At 60.3% G+C, this 16,944-nt stretch carries 13 protein-coding genes and 1 pseudogene; 13 read left to right on the top strand and 1 reads right to left on the bottom strand.

What is annotated here, in order from left to right; translation table 11 throughout:
* Position 1: 1 nt before the first annotated feature.
* Positions 2-982, bottom strand: coding sequence for an adenosine deaminase (locus tag ACHMW6_RS27500; RefSeq protein ID WP_395401673.1), 981 nt, complete (start codon positions 980-982; stop codon positions 2-4).
* 430 nt (positions 983-1,412) lie between these two features.
* Between ACHMW6_RS27500 and ACHMW6_RS27505 the strand changes: the two are divergent.
* From ACHMW6_RS27505 to dut, 13 genes and pseudogenes are all read left to right on the top strand, one after another.
* Positions 1,413-3,336 (top strand): annotated as a pseudogene (locus ACHMW6_RS27505) (PrkA family serine protein kinase).
* 128 nt (positions 3,337-3,464) lie between these two features.
* Entirely contained in the window at positions 3,465-4,733 is a 1,269-nt protein-coding gene (locus tag ACHMW6_RS27510) for a YeaH/YhbH family protein (protein WP_395401675.1), read from the top strand.
* Positions 4,730-6,268 (top strand): SpoVR family protein, encoded by a 1,539-nt coding sequence (locus ACHMW6_RS27515; protein WP_395401677.1) that lies wholly within the window; start codon positions 4,730-4,732, stop codon positions 6,266-6,268. Before ACHMW6_RS27510 ends, ACHMW6_RS27515 begins: the two co-directional genes overlap by 4 nt.
* Positions 6,269-6,840: 572 nt before the next feature.
* Positions 6,841-7,506 carry an energy transducer TonB gene (locus ACHMW6_RS27520; protein WP_395401679.1) on the top strand — a complete coding sequence of 222 codons (666 nt, stop codon included), beginning with the start codon at positions 6,841-6,843 and terminating at the stop codon, positions 7,504-7,506.
* 86 nt (positions 7,507-7,592) lie between these two features.
* Complete coding sequence (locus ACHMW6_RS27525; protein ID WP_395401681.1) at positions 7,593-8,510, top strand: MotA/TolQ/ExbB proton channel family protein; 918 nt, start codon at positions 7,593-7,595, stop codon at positions 8,508-8,510.
* 17 nt (positions 8,511-8,527) lie between these two features.
* Positions 8,528-8,956: an ExbD/TolR family protein gene (locus ACHMW6_RS27530; protein WP_395401683.1), complete on the top strand. Its 429-nt coding sequence runs from the start codon at positions 8,528-8,530 to the stop codon at positions 8,954-8,956.
* 51 nt (positions 8,957-9,007) lie between these two features.
* Entirely contained in the window at positions 9,008-9,430 is a 423-nt protein-coding gene (locus tag ACHMW6_RS27535; RefSeq protein ID WP_395401685.1) for an ExbD/TolR family protein, read from the top strand.
* 83 nt (positions 9,431-9,513) lie between these two features.
* Entirely contained in the window at positions 9,514-10,689 is a 1,176-nt protein-coding gene (locus ACHMW6_RS27540) for a tetratricopeptide repeat protein (protein WP_395401687.1), read from the top strand.
* A 145-nt stretch (positions 10,690-10,834) separates the two neighbouring features.
* The gene (locus ACHMW6_RS27545; protein WP_395401689.1) at positions 10,835-11,791 is read left to right on the top strand and encodes a bifunctional riboflavin kinase/FAD synthetase; all 957 of its coding nucleotides are present in this window, start codon (positions 10,835-10,837) and stop codon (positions 11,789-11,791) included.
* A gap of 11 nt (positions 11,792-11,802) precedes the next feature.
* A complete protein-coding gene (gene ileS / locus ACHMW6_RS27550) occupies positions 11,803-14,667 on the top strand; it encodes an isoleucine--tRNA ligase (protein ID WP_395401691.1) in 2,865 nt (954 codons plus the stop codon).
* 85 nt (positions 14,668-14,752) lie between these two features.
* On the top strand, positions 14,753-15,265 hold the full coding sequence (gene lspA, locus ACHMW6_RS27555) for a signal peptidase II (protein ID WP_395401693.1): 513 nt from the start codon (positions 14,753-14,755) through the stop codon (positions 15,263-15,265).
* A gap of 10 nt (positions 15,266-15,275) precedes the next feature.
* Positions 15,276-16,496, top strand: coding sequence for a bifunctional phosphopantothenoylcysteine decarboxylase/phosphopantothenate--cysteine ligase CoaBC (gene coaBC, locus ACHMW6_RS27560; protein ID WP_395401695.1), 1,221 nt, complete (start codon positions 15,276-15,278; stop codon positions 16,494-16,496).
* Entirely contained in the window at positions 16,493-16,942 is a 450-nt protein-coding gene (gene dut / locus ACHMW6_RS27565) for a dUTP diphosphatase (RefSeq protein ID WP_395401697.1), read from the top strand. The genes coaBC and dut overlap by 4 nt, the downstream gene beginning before the upstream one ends.
* The last annotated feature ends 2 nt before the right edge of the window (positions 16,943-16,944 follow it).

Raw genomic sequence — 16,944 nt, forward strand, 5'->3', positions numbered from 1 at the left:
GTCACACCACGTTGAAGGCGGCGAAGTAGGCGTCCACCTCGTCCAGGTAGCGCTGCTTTTCCTCCTGTGGCAGGAAGGCCGCTTCAAAACTGTTGCGCGAGAGCTGGTAAGCATGCTGCAAGCCAAGCGGCAGCGAGTCGAAGGCCGCTACGAAGTTATCGTTCATATAGCCGCCGAAATAGGCCGGGTCGTCCGAATTGACGGTGGCCACCAGGCCGGCATCGAGCAGCTGCAGCAGGTTGTGGTCTTGCATCTGGTCGAATACGCGCAGCTTGATGTTGGAGAGCGGGCACACCGTCAGCGGCATGCGCATTGCCGCCAGGCGGCGCGTCAGCGCCGGATCTTCCAGGCAACGCACGCCATGGTCGATGCGCTCGACCTGCAGCACGTCCAGCGCCGTTTCGATATAGGACGGCGGCCCCTCTTCGCCCGCATGGGCCACCAGGTGCAGGCCGAGATCGCGGCAGCGCGAGAATACGCGCGCAAACTTCTCCGGCGGATTGCCCACTTCGGAAGAGTCGAGGCCGACGCCGATGAATTTGTCGCGGTGCGGCAAGGCTTGCTCCAGCGTCGCAATCGCATCGTCCTCGCTCAGGTGGCGCAGGAAGCACAGGATCAGCGAAGCGCTGACCGGGCTGTCAACGCAGGCGCGATGGATGCCGTTGATCACGTATTCGATCGGCACGCCGCGCGCCGTGTGCGTTTGCGGGTCGAAGAAAATTTCCGCGTGGCGCACATGGTCGGCCTGGGCGCGCGCCAGGTACGCCGCCGTCATGTCGTAGAAGTCCTGCTCCTGCAGCAGCACGCTGGCGCCGGCGTAGTAAATGTCGAGGAAAGATTGCAGATCGCTGAAGGCGTAGGCGGCACGCAGCGCTTCCACCGAGGAATACGCGAGCTGGACGCCGTTGCGTTCGGCCAGTGCGAAAATCAATTCGGGTTCGAGCGAGCCTTCGATATGGATGTGCAGTTCCGCCTTTGGCATGTTTTGCACAATGGAACGCATTTGGGAACGCATTTGAGTATTCATTTTATTTCTTTCAAACGGGATACAGCATCTTAGCGCAATAGCGTGCGCGGACACACTGCACACGGCTGTCCTGCAGAGTGTGCGTAGCCGTGCTACTGTCACATAAAATTTCGTGGGTTTTAAGTTTTACTTCCTGAGGCATTGGAGCAATAATAAATTTCATCAACGTAAGATGCGTTTCGACCGAACACACTCAGGCGCCGGCACCCTCCCCGCACGGCTAAAAAAAAGCCAGCTCCGGCCCGGGAGCAATTCCCGGACACTCAGGCAGCTGGCGCGTTAAAACACAGAACGAAGGAGTTCTCCTCACACGATAAGGCCAGCAGCCACCAGCGACGACTGCCGACCGACTGACTAGCAAGTTACTTCATAAAGGGACATACTTATGACCATTTTTGACAACTACGCAGCACGGTACGAGCGCACCCGGGAAGAGGAAATGTCTCTGACCGAGTACCTGGCGCTATGCAAAAAAGACCGGCTAACGTACTGCAACAGCGGCCGAGCGCATGCTGGCCGCCATCGGCGAACCCACGCTGGTCGACACGCGCAACGATACGCGCCTGTCGCGCATCTTCGCCAACAAGGTCATCAAGATTTATCCGGCCTTCCGTGAGTTCTACGGCATGGAAGAAGTCATCGAGCAGGTGGTGTCCTACTTCCGCCACGCGGCCCAGGGCCTGGAAGAGCGCAAGCAGATCCTCTACCTGCTGGGACCGGTCGGCGGCGGTAAATCCTCGATCGCCGAAAAACTGAAATCGCTGATGGAACAGGTGCCGTTCTACTGCCTGAAAGGTTCGCCAGTGAACGAATCGCCGCTGGGCCTGTTCAGCGAGCAGGAAGACGGGGCCATCCTGGAAGAAGATTTCGGCATCCCGCGCCGCTACCTGCGCAACATCCCTTCGCCGTGGGCGGTCAAGCGCCTGCATGAATTCAACGGCGACATCAACCAGTTCCGCGTGGTGCGGCGCTACCCTTCCGTGCTGCGCCAGGTCGCGATCTCGAAAACCGAGCCGGGCGACGAGAACAACCAGGACATCTCCTCCCTGGTCGGCAAGGTCGATATCCGCAAGCTGGAAGACTATGCCCAGGACGATCCGGACGCCTACAGCTACTCCGGTGGCCTGTGCCTGGCCAACCAGGGCCTGATGGAATTCGTCGAGATGTTCAAGGCGCCCATCAAGGTGCTGCACCCGCTGCTGACCGCCACCCAGGAAGGCAACTACAAGGGCACGGAAGGCTTCGGCGCCATCCCCTTCGACGGCATCATCCTGGCGCACTCCAACGAATCCGAGTGGAAGAGCTTCAAGAACAACCGCAACAACGAGGCATTCCTTGACCGTATCTACATCGTCAAAGTGCCTTACTGCCTGCGCGTGACCGACGAAATCAAGATCTACGAGAAGCTGCTGCACAATTCCTCGCTGGACAAGGCGCCCTGCGCGCCCGGCACCCTGCGCATGATGGCCCAGTTCGCCATCCTGTCGCGCCTGAAGGAGCCGGAAAACTCCAGCCTGTTCAGCAAGATGCTGGTCTACGATGGCGACAACCTGAAGGACACGGACCCGAAAGCCAAATCGATCCACGAGTACGTGGACTACGCAGGCGTGGACGAAGGCATGAATGGGCTCTCGACGCGCTTCGCGTTCAAGATCCTGTCCAAGGTCTTCAACTTCGATTCGACCGAGGTGGCAGCCAACCCGGTGCACCTGCTGTATGTGCTGGAACAGCAGGTCGAGCGCGAACAGTTCCCGCCGGAGACCGAACAGAAGTACTTCTCCTATATCAAGGAGCACCTGGCGCAGCGCTATGTCGAATTCATCGGCAAGGAAATCCAGACGGCTTACCTGGAGAGCTATTCCGAGTATGGCCAGAACATCTTCGACCGCTACGTCACCTTTGCCGACTTCTGGATCCAGGACCAGGAATACCGCGATCCGGATACCGGCGAGAGCTTCGACCGCGAATCGCTGAACAACGAACTGGAGAAGATCGAGAAGCCGGCCGGCATCTCGAATCCGAAGGACTTCCGCAACGAGATCGTCAACTTCGGCCTGCGCGCACGCGCCAACAACGGCGGCAAGAACCCCGCATGGACTTCTTATGAGAAGTTCCGCACAGTGATCGAGAAGAAGATGTTCTCCAATACGGAGGAACTGCTGCCGGTGATCTCCTTCAATGCGAAGGCCAGCGCCGAAGACGCCAACAAGCATGCCGATTTCGTCGCACGCATGGTCGAGAAGGGTTATACGGCCAAGCAGGTGCGCCTGCTGTGCGAATGGTATCTGCGCGTGAGGAAGTCGTCGTAAGCGGCGGAGCAGACGCGGCGGATCAATGATCCGCCCTACAGCCCTGGCGGGCCCGCGACGCCGGCTTGCGCCGGCGGTGCGATAATAGGCGCACACCGCCACGGCAACGGATATGCAGCAGGAGGCACATGACTTACCTCATCGACCGTCGTTTGCAGGGCAAAAACAAGTCTGCGGTCAACCGCGAACGATTTTTGCGGCGTTACAAGAGCCAGATCAAGGATGCCGTCGGGCGCGCCATCAAGGGCCGCTCGATCACCGACATCGAGAATGGCGAGAAAGTCTCGATTCCCGTCAAGGATGTGAGCGAGCCCTCGTTCGGCCATGCCCACGGCGGCGTGTGGGAAGTAGTGAATCCCGGCAACCAGGAATACCAGAAGGGCGACCAGATCAACCGGCCCAAGGGCGGCGGCGGTTCCGGCCGCGGCAGGGCCGGTAACAGCGACCAGACCACCGAGGATGATTTCATCTTTGAGCTGTCGCGCGAAGAATTCATGAACTACTTCTTCGAGGACCTGGAACTGCCGCACATGGTCAAGACCCAGTTGACCGCCACCACGGAATTCAAGCAGCAGCGCGCCGGCTATACCGTTTCCGGCACTCCGTCCAATATCCACGTGCTGCGCTCCCTGCGCGGCGCGCTGGGCAGGCGCCTGGCGGTAGGCGGTCCCAACCGCAAGCGCGTGATCGAGGCCGAACGTGAGCTGGAAGATTTGCTGCTGGCCGGGGCTCCGCTGGACGATCCGCGCGTGGTCGAGCTGAAAAAGCTGATCCATCACCTGCACACGCGGCTGCTGGCCATTCCCTTCATCGACCCCTTCGACCTGCGCTATTCGAACCGCATCAAGGTGCCAAAGCCGATGACCCAGGCCGTGATGTTCTGCATCATGGACGTGTCCGGTTCCATGGACGAACAGCGCAAGGATACCGCCAAGCGCTTCTTCATCCTGCTCTACCTGTTCCTGAAGCGCGTCTACGACAAGATCGAGGTGGTCTTCATCCGCCACCACACGGCCGCTTCCGAAGTGGATGAGAATGAATTTTTCCATTCGCGCGAATCGGGCGGCACCGTGGTGTCGTCCGCCCTGCACCTGCTGAACAAGATCGTCGACGAGCGCTACGGCGGCGGCAGCTGGAATGCCTACGTGGCCCAGGCCTCGGACGGCGACAACTGGGACAACGATTCCGTTCTGTGCCGCCAGCTGCTGGTGAATACCATCATGCCCAAGGTGCAGTACTACACTTATGTGGAGATCACCGACGGCCCACCGCAAAACCTGTGGGAGCAATACGCGCAGGTGCCTGAATACCACCAGCACTTTGCCATGCAAAAAATCGTCACGCCGGCCGACATCTATCCGGTATTCCGCGAACTGTTCAAGAAGCAGCCAAAATGAATCAGATGACCCTCCGTCCGCGCCACCCGAACGCCCTGCCCGAGCAATCGGAATGGACGTTCGACCTGATCGAGCAGATCCACGATGAAATCAAGCGGGTGGCAAAGAATTTCGGGCTGGACACCTACCCCAACCAGCTGGAAATCATCACGGCCGAGCAGATGATGGACGCCTACACCTCGGTCGGCATGCCCGTGTCCTACGCCCACTGGTCCTTCGGTAAGCACTTCCTTGCCACCGAGAAGGGCTACAAGCGCGGCCAGATGGGGCTGGCCTACGAAATCGTGATCAATTCCAATCCCTGCATCGCCTACCTGATGGAGGAAAACAGCCTGACCATGCAGGCGCTGGTGATTGCCCACGCCGCCTACGGCCACAATTCCTTCTTCAAGGGGAATTACCTGTTCCGCACTTGGACCGATGCGGACGCCATCATCGACTATATGGTGTTCGCCAAGAACTACATCACCGAGTGCGAGCAGCGCCACGGCATCGAGGCGGTCGAACTGCTGCTCGACTCCTGCCACGCCATCCAGAACTACGGTGTGGACCGCTACAAGCGTCCGGCCAAGCTGTCGCTGGCCCAGGAAAAGCAGAAGCAGAAGGAGCGCGAAACCTACCTGCAATCGCAGATCAATGAACTGTGGCGCACCGTGCCGCGGCGCGAGGAAGAGGAAGTCAACAAGCCGATCGCCCGCTTCCCGCCCGAGCCGGAAGAGAACCTGCTGTACTTCATCGAGAAATATGCGCCGCTGCTGGAACCCTGGCAGCGCGAAGTGGTGCGCATCGTGCGCAAGATCAGCCAGTACTTCTACCCGCAGCGCCAGACCCAGGTGATGAACGAAGGCTGGGCTACCTTCTGGCATTACACCATCCTTAACCAGCTGTATGACGAAGGGATTGTCGGCGACGGCTTCATGATGGAATTCCTGAAGAGCCATTCCAACGTGATCTACCAGCCGCCGGTGCACAGCCCCTACTACAACGGCATCAATCCTTATGCCCTAGGTTTCGCGATGATGTCTGACATCAGACGAATCTGCGAGAACCCGACCGACGAGGATCGCGAATGGTTCCCCGATATCGCCGGCAGCGACTGGCAAAAGACGCTGGACTTCGCCATGCGCAATTTCAAGGACGAGAGCTTCATCGCCCAGTTCCTGTCGCCGCGCCTGATCCGCGAGTTCCACTTCTTCGCCGTGCTGGACGATGACAAGAACGAGAAGCTGACCGTCTCGGCCATCCACGATGAACTGGGCTACCGCTACGTGCGCCAGCAGCTGGCTGACCAGTACAACCTGGGCAACCGCGAGCCTAATATACAGGTGTGGTCCGTCAACACCCGCGACGACCGTGCCCTTACCCTGCGCCATACCCAGTACAACCGCCGCCCGCTGAACCAGCAGGCCAATGAAGTCCTCAAGCACGTGGCCCGCCTGTGGGGCTTCGATGTGCATCTCGACACCGTCACCCCGGACGGCCAGGTGGTCAGCACCCTGGAATGCAAGCGCGAGAAGCGCAACCGCATTATCTGATCCAAACCCAAGGCGTAACCCTGGTGCCTGCCACATCGTGGCAGGCACCTGCTTTTGGCCGTGGGTTTTGGCAGGCTGCCCCGGCCCGCGCAGGTCCTACATTTAATTACTATATATATGTAGTGTTCTTACAAGCAAACACGCCATCCGGCGACTTGGGCGCTCATCTTGCTGATTTTTTTCTATACTTGGCTTGTATAGAGCAATTTGGCACGGTTACGCCATAGCAACACCCACCTCCGAATTTTCCACACGCCACCAACCGGAGTCGGCGTGGAAAATTCCGTATACGGCTGAGTCAAGAAGATTTCAGTCAGAGTGGTCGTTAGCGTACAAAAAAATGTGCCGAATTATCTTGCTTTTCCCACTAGAAGGTGCAGACAACTCTCCGGTTGAGCCCGCCTAGATGGGGCTAAGGGCATGAAATTTAAACGGTTTTAGAGGTCAAAATTCTATGTAAAATCCAAAATTCGTATGTATAATTCGCCGACGTCCCGGATGCGGCTGTAGCTTTGTGCCGCCAATTTGGGGTTCAAGTAGCAACACAAGAGTAGGTATTGGAGAAAGCAGGCATGAATTTCAGTGATAACGAGAAAATTGCCGGGAAGAAGAACTATACGGGCATCGCGTTCGTTGTAGTGCTACACATCCTGGGAGGGTACGGCATCGTATCCGGCCTGGGTAAGCGCTTGGTCAGTAAGATGATTGAACCGGTCGAGACCAAGATCATTGAGGAGGTCGCCCCGCCTCCACCAAAAGAACTGCCGCCGCCGCCACCGCCGCCGGAAATGAAGGCACCTCCGCCTCCATTCATTCCTCCGGTTGAAGTGAACGTGCAGCAGCCGCCGCCGCAGCAAAACGTGATCGCCTCGGCGACCAACGTGAAGCCGGCAACTAACGAACTGGCGCGCCCGGCTCCGCCGGCAGCACCAGCATCGCCTGCCCCTGCGGCAACCGGTGTCCGTACCCCTGCTGTGGTTGACTTCAGCACCTGCGCGAAGCCTGAATGGCCAAAATCGTCGCTGCGTAACGAAGAAACCGGGACCGTGACGCTGTCGTTCCTGATCGCGACCGATGGTCGCGTGGCTGAATCGAAGGTGGTGAAATCTAGTGGTTTCCGTGACCTGGACAAGGCTGCGCAGTCGGGTATCTCCCGCTGCAAATTCAAGCCGGCTACCGTGGACGGCAAGCCGCAAGAAGGCTGGCAACAGATGCAATACGTCTGGACGCTGGAATAAACCTGAGACAGAACATCGTCTCGCAACTTAGTAGTTTCGTTGTCGTTTAAGCCAGCGAACTGATTATTTTAAAATTTGGAGGAAGCATGTTTAAGAATACCCGTTTGTCCGCCGTTCTGGCCGCTGTGCTGTTTTCGGTGACCGCAGCTAGCGCCCTGGTTAGCGCGCCAGCAATGGCTGACGCTCCTGCCTCGGCAGCCGCTTCGGCTCCTGCAGCCGCTCCTGCGGACGCGGCAGCAGCACCGGCAGCTGACGCAGCCGCAGCACCAGCCGCTCCGGCCGCTGAAGGCGCTGCCGCTGGCAAGGCCAAGGAAGAAGTGGAAAACCCATTCGGCCTGCAAGCAGTGTGGGATGGCGGCTTCGTTGCCCGCGCTACCCTGATCATCCTGTCCATCATGTCCATCGGTTCCTGGTACATCATCGTGACCAAGGTCATCGACCAGAGCAAGATCTTCAAGCAGCAGAAAGAAGCCGCTGCCAAGTTCTGGAAAGCTTCCTCGATCGCCGCTGGTTCCGCGACCCTGACCGAAGGTTCCCCATTCCGCTACATCGCTGAAACCGGCACCAAGGCAACCGCTCACCACGACGGCGCCCTGCTGGAACAGATCGACCTGGCTACCTGGGTTTCGATGCAAGTTCAGCGCGCTGTTGACAAGATCCAGTCCCGTCTGTCCGATGGCCTGTCCTTCCTGGCAACCGTTGGTTCGACCGCTCCGTTTATCGGTCTGTTCGGTACCGTGTGGGGTATTTACGGTGCACTGACCAACATCGGTATGACCGGTAACGCGTCGATCGACAAAGTGGCAGGTCCTGTGGGTGAAGCGCTGATCATGACCGCTTTCGGTCTGCTGGTGGCAGTTCCTGCCGTTCTGGGTTACAACTGGCTGCTGCGTCGTAACAAGACCGCAATGGAAGACGTGCGTACCTTCTCCGCTGACGTGCACTCCGTGCTGATCTCCGGTGCAATGTCCACCGCAACCAGCTCTGCTAAAAAAGTCGGCTAATTTAGGGGCAAGTAAACATGTCCATGTCCGTAGGCTCCGATACCGGGGGAGAAGAGCAGCTTAACTCAGAGATCAACACGACCCCGCTCGTGGACATCATGCTGGTTCTGCTGATTATCTTCCTGATCACGAGCCCGGTCGTTCTCAAACTGCAGAAGATCAATCTGCCGGAAGAGATCAACCAGGCAATCCAGACGAAGCCGGAAAACGTCAACATCGTTGTTAACAAAGATGGCGACATTTACTGGAATCAGAAGAAAATGCGCGACACCAATGAGTTGTTCGATTTTCTGAAAGAGGAAGCGGTCAAGGTCCCTCAGCCTGAAGTTCACGTACGCGGCGACAAAGACGCCAAGTACGAGTCCATCGGCAAAGTGATCTACACCACCCAGCGTGCTGGCATCCAGAAGGTCGGTTTCATCACCGAACCACCTGACAAGATGTAAGGACCAGCCGCCCCGGTTCGCCGGGGCGGCCATCTGAAAGGAAACACATTCATGAGTATGAGCGTAGGCAGTTCCGGCGGCGACGCGGAACCGATGATGGAAATGAACATGACGCCGCTGATCGACGTCATGCTGGTTCTGATCATCATGCTGATTATTACGATTCCTAAGGCGAACCACTCGGTGAACCTGAACATGCCGGTCGGCACTCCGCCGCCACCGACCAAGGAACCGGTAGTAGTCACCATCGACGTTGACTTCGACGGCACCATCCTGTGGGACAACCAGGTCATTCCTGACCGTCCGTCCCTGGAAAACAAGCTGATGAACGTAGCGGCACAGGCTGACCAGCCTGAAGTGCACCTGCGTCCCAACAAGCTGGTTAACTACAGCGTGGTGGCTGGTGTGATGGCCGCTGCCCAGCGTCTTGGCGTGACCAAGATCGGCCTGGTCGGCAACGAGCAGTTCCAGTAAATAATCGGTTAAATCGCCCTTTATTTTCCCGAATAGGCAGGTTATCCTGCCTATTTCGCATTTTGAAGAAAGAAAACTCCCCCATGACCAAGTTCCGTCTCGCACATCTCGGCCTGGTACTGGCCGCAATCGGTTTCACCGCCGCCGCTCCGATGGCCGGCCTGACTTCCGTCGCTTATGCAGCCGATACCGTCCGCGCCGAAGTGGGTAAGCCACTGCAGGAAGCACAGAAGCTGGCCTCCTCCGGCAAGGCAAAGGAAGCCCTGGCGAAACTGAAAGAAGCAGACGCAATCGGCAACAAGTCCGACCTGGAGAAGTTCCAAATCGAATACACCCGCGGTTCCGCCGCACTGGCAGCCGGTGACAACGACACCGCCGCCAAATCCTTCGAATATGTGCTGAACTCCGGCAAAGTGCCGGCAGCGCAGGCGCCGAAGATCGCCGAAGCCCTGGCCACCATCTACTACCGCGCCAAGGACTATCCAAAGGCCATCACCGCCATCCAGCGCGTGCTGAAGGACAATCCGGGCAACGCCCAGATGAAGGACCTGCTGACCCAGGCTTACTACACCAGCGGCAAGTACGCCGAAGCGGCCAAGGAACTGCAGGGCGCGCGCTCGGAGCAGAGCCTGCAGATGCTGGCCAACATCCAGCTGAAGCAGAACGACAAGGCCGGCTATGTACAGACCCTGGAAAAGCTGGCCTCGTCCTATCCGAAGGCTTCCTACTGGGCTGACCTGCTGAACCGCGTGGTCGGCAAGCCAGGCTTCTCCACTTCCCTGAACCTGGATGTGCTGCGCCTGAAGCTGGCCCTGGGCCAGCTGACCAAGCCGGGCGAATACATGGAAATGGGCCAGCTGGCCCTGCAGGCCGCCAATCCGGCTGAAACCCTGAAGATCGTGGACGCAGGCTACAAGAAGGGCGCCCTGGGCACCGGTGCAGACGCCGGCCGCCACCAGCGCCTGAAGGACCTGGCAGTGAAGACCCAGGCGGAAAACGCCAAGAACCAGGCAACCGCCGAAGAAACCGCGCGCAAGGAGAAGGATGCCGACGCGCTGGCCAATATGGGCTTCGCACTGGTTTCCGAAGGCAAGGGCGACCAGGGCCTGAAGCTGATCGACGAAGCGATCAAGCTGGGCAGCGCACGCAAGCCGGAAGAAATGAAGCTGCACTATGGCATCGCCCAGTACAACGCAGGCAAGAAAATCCGCTGCCGTCTCCACCCTGAAGTCGGTGAAGGGCAACAGCGGCGAAGCTGACCTGGCCCGTTACTGGACCATGTACATTAACAACCCGGCCTAAAAACAAGCCGGGCTGAGCCAGAAAAGCGCTGCCTGCACCCGCAGGCAGCGCTTTTTGCCTTTCAGACCGTATAATCAAGCATTTGAGCCACACGGCAATAGCATGAAGGTATTTCGCGGACTTCCCAATGCAGCGGCGCGCGCGCCCTGCGCCCTGACGATCGGCAATTTCGACGGTGTCCACCTGGGGCACCAGGCATTGCTTGCGCGCGTGCGCGCCGCGGCCGACCGCCTCGGCCTGGAAGCGGCCGTGATGACCTTCGAACCCCATCCGCGCGAATTCTTCGCACAGAAGATGGGCGACATTTCCAAAGCCCCGCCGCGCATCGCCAACCTGCGCGACAAACTGAAGTCGCTGGGCGACCAGTGCATCGACCGCGTCATCGTCGAACACTTCTCGGAGCATTTCGCTTCCCTCACGCCGCAGGAATTCACGGAGAAAGTGCTGGTCGAAGGCTTGCACGTGAAATGGCTGATGGTGGGCGAAGACTTCTGCTACGGCTCCAAACGCGCCGGCAATGTGCAGCTGCTGATGGAAGCGGGCAGGAAATACGGCTTCGAAGTCGAAGCCCTGCCTACCGTGACCGTGGAGAATGGCGACAAGCGCATTTCCTCCTCCGCCGTACGTGCGGCGCTGGCCGAGGGCGACTTCCCGCACGCCGAAGAGCTGCTGGGACACGCCTACTCCATTTCCGGCCACGTAATCCATGGCCAGAAACTGGGGCGCGACATCGGCTTCCCCACGCTGAACCTGCGTGTGCCGCACCGCCCTGCCCTGGGCGGCATCTTCGTGGTCCAGGTGCACGGCCTGGGGCCTGATCCGCTGCCGGCCGTGGCCAGCCTGGGCGTACGCCCCACCGTGGAAGACGCCGGCCGCGTGCTGCTGGAAGTGCATATCTTCGACTTTGCCCAGCACTGCTACGGCAAGCTGGTACGCGTCGAATTCCTGAAGAAATTACGTGACGAAGAAAAGTTCATCGACCTGCCCACGCTGGTCACCGCCATCGAGCGCGACGCCGCGCAGGCGCGCGACTTCTTCGCCACCCGAAACTCGAACTAAAAGCACCCATCATGTCCGAAAACAAAGCAAAGAAGCCTGAATCCAAGTACCCGGTCAATATGACCGAAACGCCCTTCCCCATGCGCGGCGACCTCTCCAAGCGCGAGCCGGGCTGGGTGAAGCAGTGGCAGGACAAGAAGATCTATGAACGCGTGCGCAAGGCTGCCGCCGGCCGTCCGAAATTCGTGCTGCACGATGGTCCTCCCTATGCCAACGGCGACATCCACATCGGCCACGCCGTCAACAAGATCCTGAAGGACGTGGTGGTCAAGTCGCGCACCATGGCAGGCTTCGATGCGCCCTATGTGCCGGGCTGGGACTGCCACGGCATGCCGATCGAGATCCAGATCGAAAAGCAGTTCGGCAAGAACCTGCCGACCGCCGAAGTGCTGACCAAGGCGCGCGCCTACGCCTACGAGCAGATCGAGCGCCAGAAGAAGGACTTCATCCGCCTGGGCGTACTGGGCGAGTGGGACAACCCTTACCTGACGATGAACTTCCGCAATGAAGCGGATGAACTGCGCTCGCTCGGCAAGCTGCTGGAAAAAGGCTATGTCTACCGCGGCCTGAAGCCGGTCAACTGGTGCTTCGATTGCCAGTCCGCGCTGGCCGAAGCGGAAGTGGAGTACAAGGACAAGCGCGACCCGGCCATCGACGTCGGCTTCGCCTTCCACGAGTTCGACAAGATCGCCGCCGCCTTCGGCCTGGCCAAACTGCCGACCGAAAATGGTTTCATCGTGATCTGGACCACCACCCCGTGGACCATCCCGGCCAACCAGGCCCTGAACGCCAACCACGAAGTCGAGTATGCGCTGGTGCAGACCGAGCGTGACGGCCAGCCGCTGCTGCTGATCCTGGCGCAGGAGCTGGTCGAATCCTGCCTGCAGCGCTACAAGCTGGAAGGCAAGGTCATCGGCACTGCCCACGGCGACAAGCTGGGCGGCATCAAGTTCAAGCACCCGCTGCACAAGCGCGATCCGTTCTACGACCGCGAATCGCCGGTCTATATCGCCGACTACGTGACCACCGACAGCGGTACCGGCATCGTCCACTCCGCGCCCGCCTACGGCCAGGACGACTTCGTTTCCTGCAAATCGCACGGCATGAAGGACGACGACATCCTGAAGCCGGTGATGGGCGACGGCAAGTACGTGCCTTCCCTGCCCCTGTTCGGCGGCATGACGATCTGGGAAGCGTCCAAGCCGATCTGCGAAGCGCTGCGCGAAGCGGGCGCCCTGTTCGAGCTGAAGATGTTCGACCACAGCTATATGCACTGCTGGCGCCACAAGACACCGATCGTCTACCGCGCCACCTCGCAGTGGTTCGCCGGCATGGACATCCAGCCGATCGACGGCGGCCCGACCCTGCGCGAAACGGCGCTGGAAGGCATCGACGCCACCGAGTTCTTCCCCGACTGGGGCCAGGCGCGCCTGCACGGCATGATCGCCAACCGTCCGGACTGGACCCTGTCGCGCCAGCGCCAGTGGGGCGTGCCGATGGCCGTCTTCGTGCACAAGGAAACGGGTGAACTGCACCCGCGCACCGCAGAATTGCTGGAAGCAGTGGCCAAGCGCATCGAAGCCGGCGGCATCGACGCCTGGCAGGCGCTCGACCCGAAAGAGCTGCTGGGCGATGAAGCGGACATGTACCTGAAGAACAAGGACACCCTGGACGTGTGGTTCGACTCCGGCTGCACCCACCAGACCGTGCTGCGCGGCTCGCACGAGCAGCAGTCGCACTTCCCGGCCGACCTGTACCTGGAAGGCTCGGACCAGCACCGCGGCTGGTTCCACTCCTCCCTGCTGACGTCCTCCATGCTGAACGGCGTGCCGCCCTACAAGGCGCTGCTGACGCACGGCTTCGTGGTGGACGGCGAGGGCAAGAAGATGTCCAAGTCCATCGGCAATACCGTGGCGCCGCAAAAGGTGTCCGACACGCTGGGCGCCGACATCCTGCGCCTGTGGGTGGCCGCCACCGACTACACCAGCGAGCTGTCGATCTCGGACGAGATCCTGAAGCGCGTGACCGAGTCCTACCGCCGTATCCGCAACACGCTGCGCTTCCTGCTGGCGAACACCTCGGACTTCGATCCGAAGGCGAACGCCGTGCCGGTGGCCGAGCTGCTGGAAATCGACCGCTACGCGATCGCCAACACGGCCGCGCTGCAGGCCGAACTGACCGCCCACTATGAGCGCTACGAGTTCCACCCGGTGGTCTCCAAGCTGCAAAACTTCTGCTCGGAAGACCTGGGCGGCTTCTACCTGGACATCCTGAAGGACCGCCTGTACACCAGCGCCGTCGATTCGAAGGCCCGCCGCTCGGCGCAGACCGCGCTGTGGCACATCACGCAAAGCCTGCTGCGCCTGATGGCGCCGATCCTCTGCTTCACCGCCGAGGAAGCGTGGGGCTTCTTCGCCGGCGAGGAAGCATTCAAGGCCAGCGATGAAACCATCTACACCCAGACCTGGTGGCAGCTGCCGGCGCTGGACGATGCGCAAGCGCTGATGGCCAAGTACGCCACCGTCCGCGCCGTGCGCGCCGACGTGACCAAGCAGCTGGAAGACCTGCGCACTTCGGGCGCCATCGGTTCCTCGCTGCAGGCGGAGCTGGAAATCAAGGCCTCCGGCGACAAGTTCAAGGCGCTGGCCAGCTTCGACGACGACCTGAAGTTCGTCTTCATCACCTCGCTGGCCAAGGCGATCGAGGTTGCGAGCGAAGCCGAGGAAGCCGTGGCCGTGGCCGCATCGACCAACGCCAAGTGCGAGCGCTGCTGGCACTACCGCGCCGACGTGGGCAGCCACGCCGAGCACGCCGGCCTGTGCGGCCGCTGCTACGACAATCTGTTCGGCGCCGGCGAGCCGCGCAAGTACGCCTAAACCAAGGGCATAAAACAGGTGTCTGCCACATCGTGGCAGACACCAGCTTCACGCCTTGGGTTCTAAAAGCATAACAACACACTAAATGGCCACCAATAAAAAGCCCGCAAGCAAGTCCTCCTCCTCCTCCGGCAGCATGACCCCGTGGCTGGGCATCGCCGCCATCGTCATCCTGCTGGACCAGCTGTCCAAGATCACGATCACCAAGCTTTTCCGCTATGGCGAAGAGATGTATGTGACCTCGTACTTCAACCTGGTCCTGGCCTACAACAAGGGCGCCGCCTTCAGCTTCCTGTCCAACGAAAGCGGCTGGCAGCGCTATATGTTCACCGGCATCGGCATTGCCGCCGCGGGCTACATCCTCTGGCTGCTGCGCAAGCACTCCGGCCAGCGCCTGTTCTGCTGGGCGCTGGCGCTGATCCTGGGCGGCGCCATCGGCAATGTGATCGACCGCCTGATGTACGGCCACGTGGTGGACTTCCTGGACTTCCACTGGAGGGGCCTCGGCCACTTCCCCGCTTTCAATGTCGCCGATTCGGCGATCTGTGTCGGCGCCGCGCTGTTCGTGCTGGACGAACTGCGCCGCGTGAATAGGTAGGAGCAGCATCATGGAACTGACTGGCAAAAAAATCGTGCTTGGCCTGTCCGGCGGCGTCGCCTGCTACAAGGCCGCTGAACTGTGCCGCGCGCTGAGCAAGGAAGGCGCGTCCGTGCAGGTGGTGATGACCGACGCGGCCACCCACTTCATTACGGCCGTGACGATGCAGGCGCTGTCCGGCAAGCCGGTCTTCACCAGCCAGTGGGACCCGCGCGTCAACAACAATATGGCCCACATCGACGTCACCCGCGATGCGGACGCCATCATCATCGCCCCCTGCTCGGCGGACTTCATCTACAAGCTCGCCCACGGCGTATGCGACGACCTGCTGTCCACCATGTGCCTGGCCCGCCCCAGCCGCGTGCCGCTGCTGGTGGCGCCGGCGATGAACGTGGAAATGTGGACCAATCCGGCCACCCAGCGCAACGTGCAGCAGCTGCGCGACGATGGCCTGTGTGTCCTCGGCCCGGCGCCGGGCGACCAGGCCTGCGGCGAAGTGGGCATGGGCCGCATGCTGGAACCCGAGCAGCTGCTGGCTGAAATGATCGCCGCCTTCCAGCCCAAAGTCCTGGCCGGCAAGCGCATCCTCGTCACGGCAGGCCCCACTTTCGAAGCGATCGACCCGGTGCGCGGCATCACCAATCTTTCGTCCGGCAAGATGGGTTATGCGGTGGCGCGCGCCGCCCGTGAAATGGGCGCCGAAGTGACGCTGATCTCCGGCCCCACTGCACTGGAAACGCCGTTCGGCGTGAACCGCCACAATGTGCAGAGCGCGCAGCAGATGTTCGACGCCGTGATGGACGCCCTGGGCGGCCAGCACGTGTTCATTTCCGTGGCCGCCGTGGCCGACTGGCGCGTGGCCAATCCGAGCACGCAGAAGGTCAAGAAAACGGCTGACGGCAGCGTGCCGCAGCTGAAGTTCGAGCAGAACCCGGACATCCTGGCCAGCGCGGCCGCCCGCACCTCCCTGGCTGGCTGGCCTTACTGCGTGGGCTTCGCCGCCGAATCGGAAAACCTGCTCGAATACGGCGCCAGCAAGCGCGAAAAGAAAGGCGTCCCTCTCCTGGTGGGCAATATCGGCCACCATACCTTCGGCCAGGACGACAACACCATCATCCTCTTCGACGAACACGGACATACCATCCTGCCCCGCGCCGACAAGCTCACGCTGGCGCGCCAGCTGGTTTCCGAAATCGCCAAACGCATCGACAAGAACTCGCTATTCCAATGAAAACCATCGACGTCAAAATCCTCGACCCGCGCATGAAAGACCAGATGCCGGCCTATGCAACCCCCGGCAGCGCAGGCCTGGACCTGCGCGCCTGCATCGACGCGCCCCTGGTCATCGAGCCTGGCCAGACCGTGCTGGTGCCCACCGGCCTCGCCATCCACATCGCCGATCCTGGCTATGCGGCCATGATCCTGCCTCGTTCAGGCATGGGCCATAAGAACGGCATCGTTTTGGGGAATCTGGTAGGCTTGATTGACTCGGATTACCAGGGACAACTGATGGTGTCGACCTGGAACCGGGGCCACAACACGTTTACACTGAATCCGATGGAACGCCTGGCGCAGCTGATTATCGTGCCGGTGCTGCAGGTAGGATTCAACGTTGTCGAGGAATTCGGCGCCAGCGATCGCGGTGAAGGAGGCTTCGGCAGCACCGGCAAGCATTAAGA

The sequence above is a fragment of the Pseudoduganella sp. UC29_106 genome, assembly GCF_044055365.1.
GTDB lineage: Bacteria > Pseudomonadota > Gammaproteobacteria > Burkholderiales > Burkholderiaceae_D > Rugamonas.

Excerpts from the sequence above, each read along its gene's own strand:
- ACHMW6_RS27500 (WP_395401673.1), bottom strand. The coding sequence starts at position 982 with ATGCCAAAGGCGGAACTGCACATCCATATCGAAGGCTCGCTCGAACCC.
- ACHMW6_RS27510 (WP_395401675.1), top strand. The coding sequence starts at position 3,465 with ATGACTTACCTCATCGACCGTCGTTTGCAGGGCAAAAACAAGTCTGCG.
- ACHMW6_RS27515 (WP_395401677.1), top strand. The coding sequence starts at position 4,730 with ATGAATCAGATGACCCTCCGTCCGCGCCACCCGAACGCCCTGCCCGAG.
- ACHMW6_RS27520 (WP_395401679.1), top strand. The coding sequence starts at position 6,841 with ATGAATTTCAGTGATAACGAGAAAATTGCCGGGAAGAAGAACTATACG.
- ACHMW6_RS27525 (WP_395401681.1), top strand. The coding sequence starts at position 7,593 with ATGTTTAAGAATACCCGTTTGTCCGCCGTTCTGGCCGCTGTGCTGTTT.
- ACHMW6_RS27530 (WP_395401683.1), top strand. The coding sequence starts at position 8,528 with ATGTCCATGTCCGTAGGCTCCGATACCGGGGGAGAAGAGCAGCTTAAC.
- ACHMW6_RS27535 (WP_395401685.1), top strand. The coding sequence starts at position 9,008 with ATGAGTATGAGCGTAGGCAGTTCCGGCGGCGACGCGGAACCGATGATG.
- ACHMW6_RS27540 (WP_395401687.1), top strand. The coding sequence starts at position 9,514 with ATGACCAAGTTCCGTCTCGCACATCTCGGCCTGGTACTGGCCGCAATC.
- ACHMW6_RS27545 (WP_395401689.1), top strand. The coding sequence starts at position 10,835 with ATGAAGGTATTTCGCGGACTTCCCAATGCAGCGGCGCGCGCGCCCTGC.
- ileS (WP_395401691.1), top strand. The coding sequence starts at position 11,803 with ATGTCCGAAAACAAAGCAAAGAAGCCTGAATCCAAGTACCCGGTCAAT.
- lspA (WP_395401693.1), top strand. The coding sequence starts at position 14,753 with ATGGCCACCAATAAAAAGCCCGCAAGCAAGTCCTCCTCCTCCTCCGGC.
- coaBC (WP_395401695.1), top strand. The coding sequence starts at position 15,276 with ATGGAACTGACTGGCAAAAAAATCGTGCTTGGCCTGTCCGGCGGCGTC.
- dut (WP_395401697.1), top strand. The coding sequence starts at position 16,493 with ATGAAAACCATCGACGTCAAAATCCTCGACCCGCGCATGAAAGACCAG.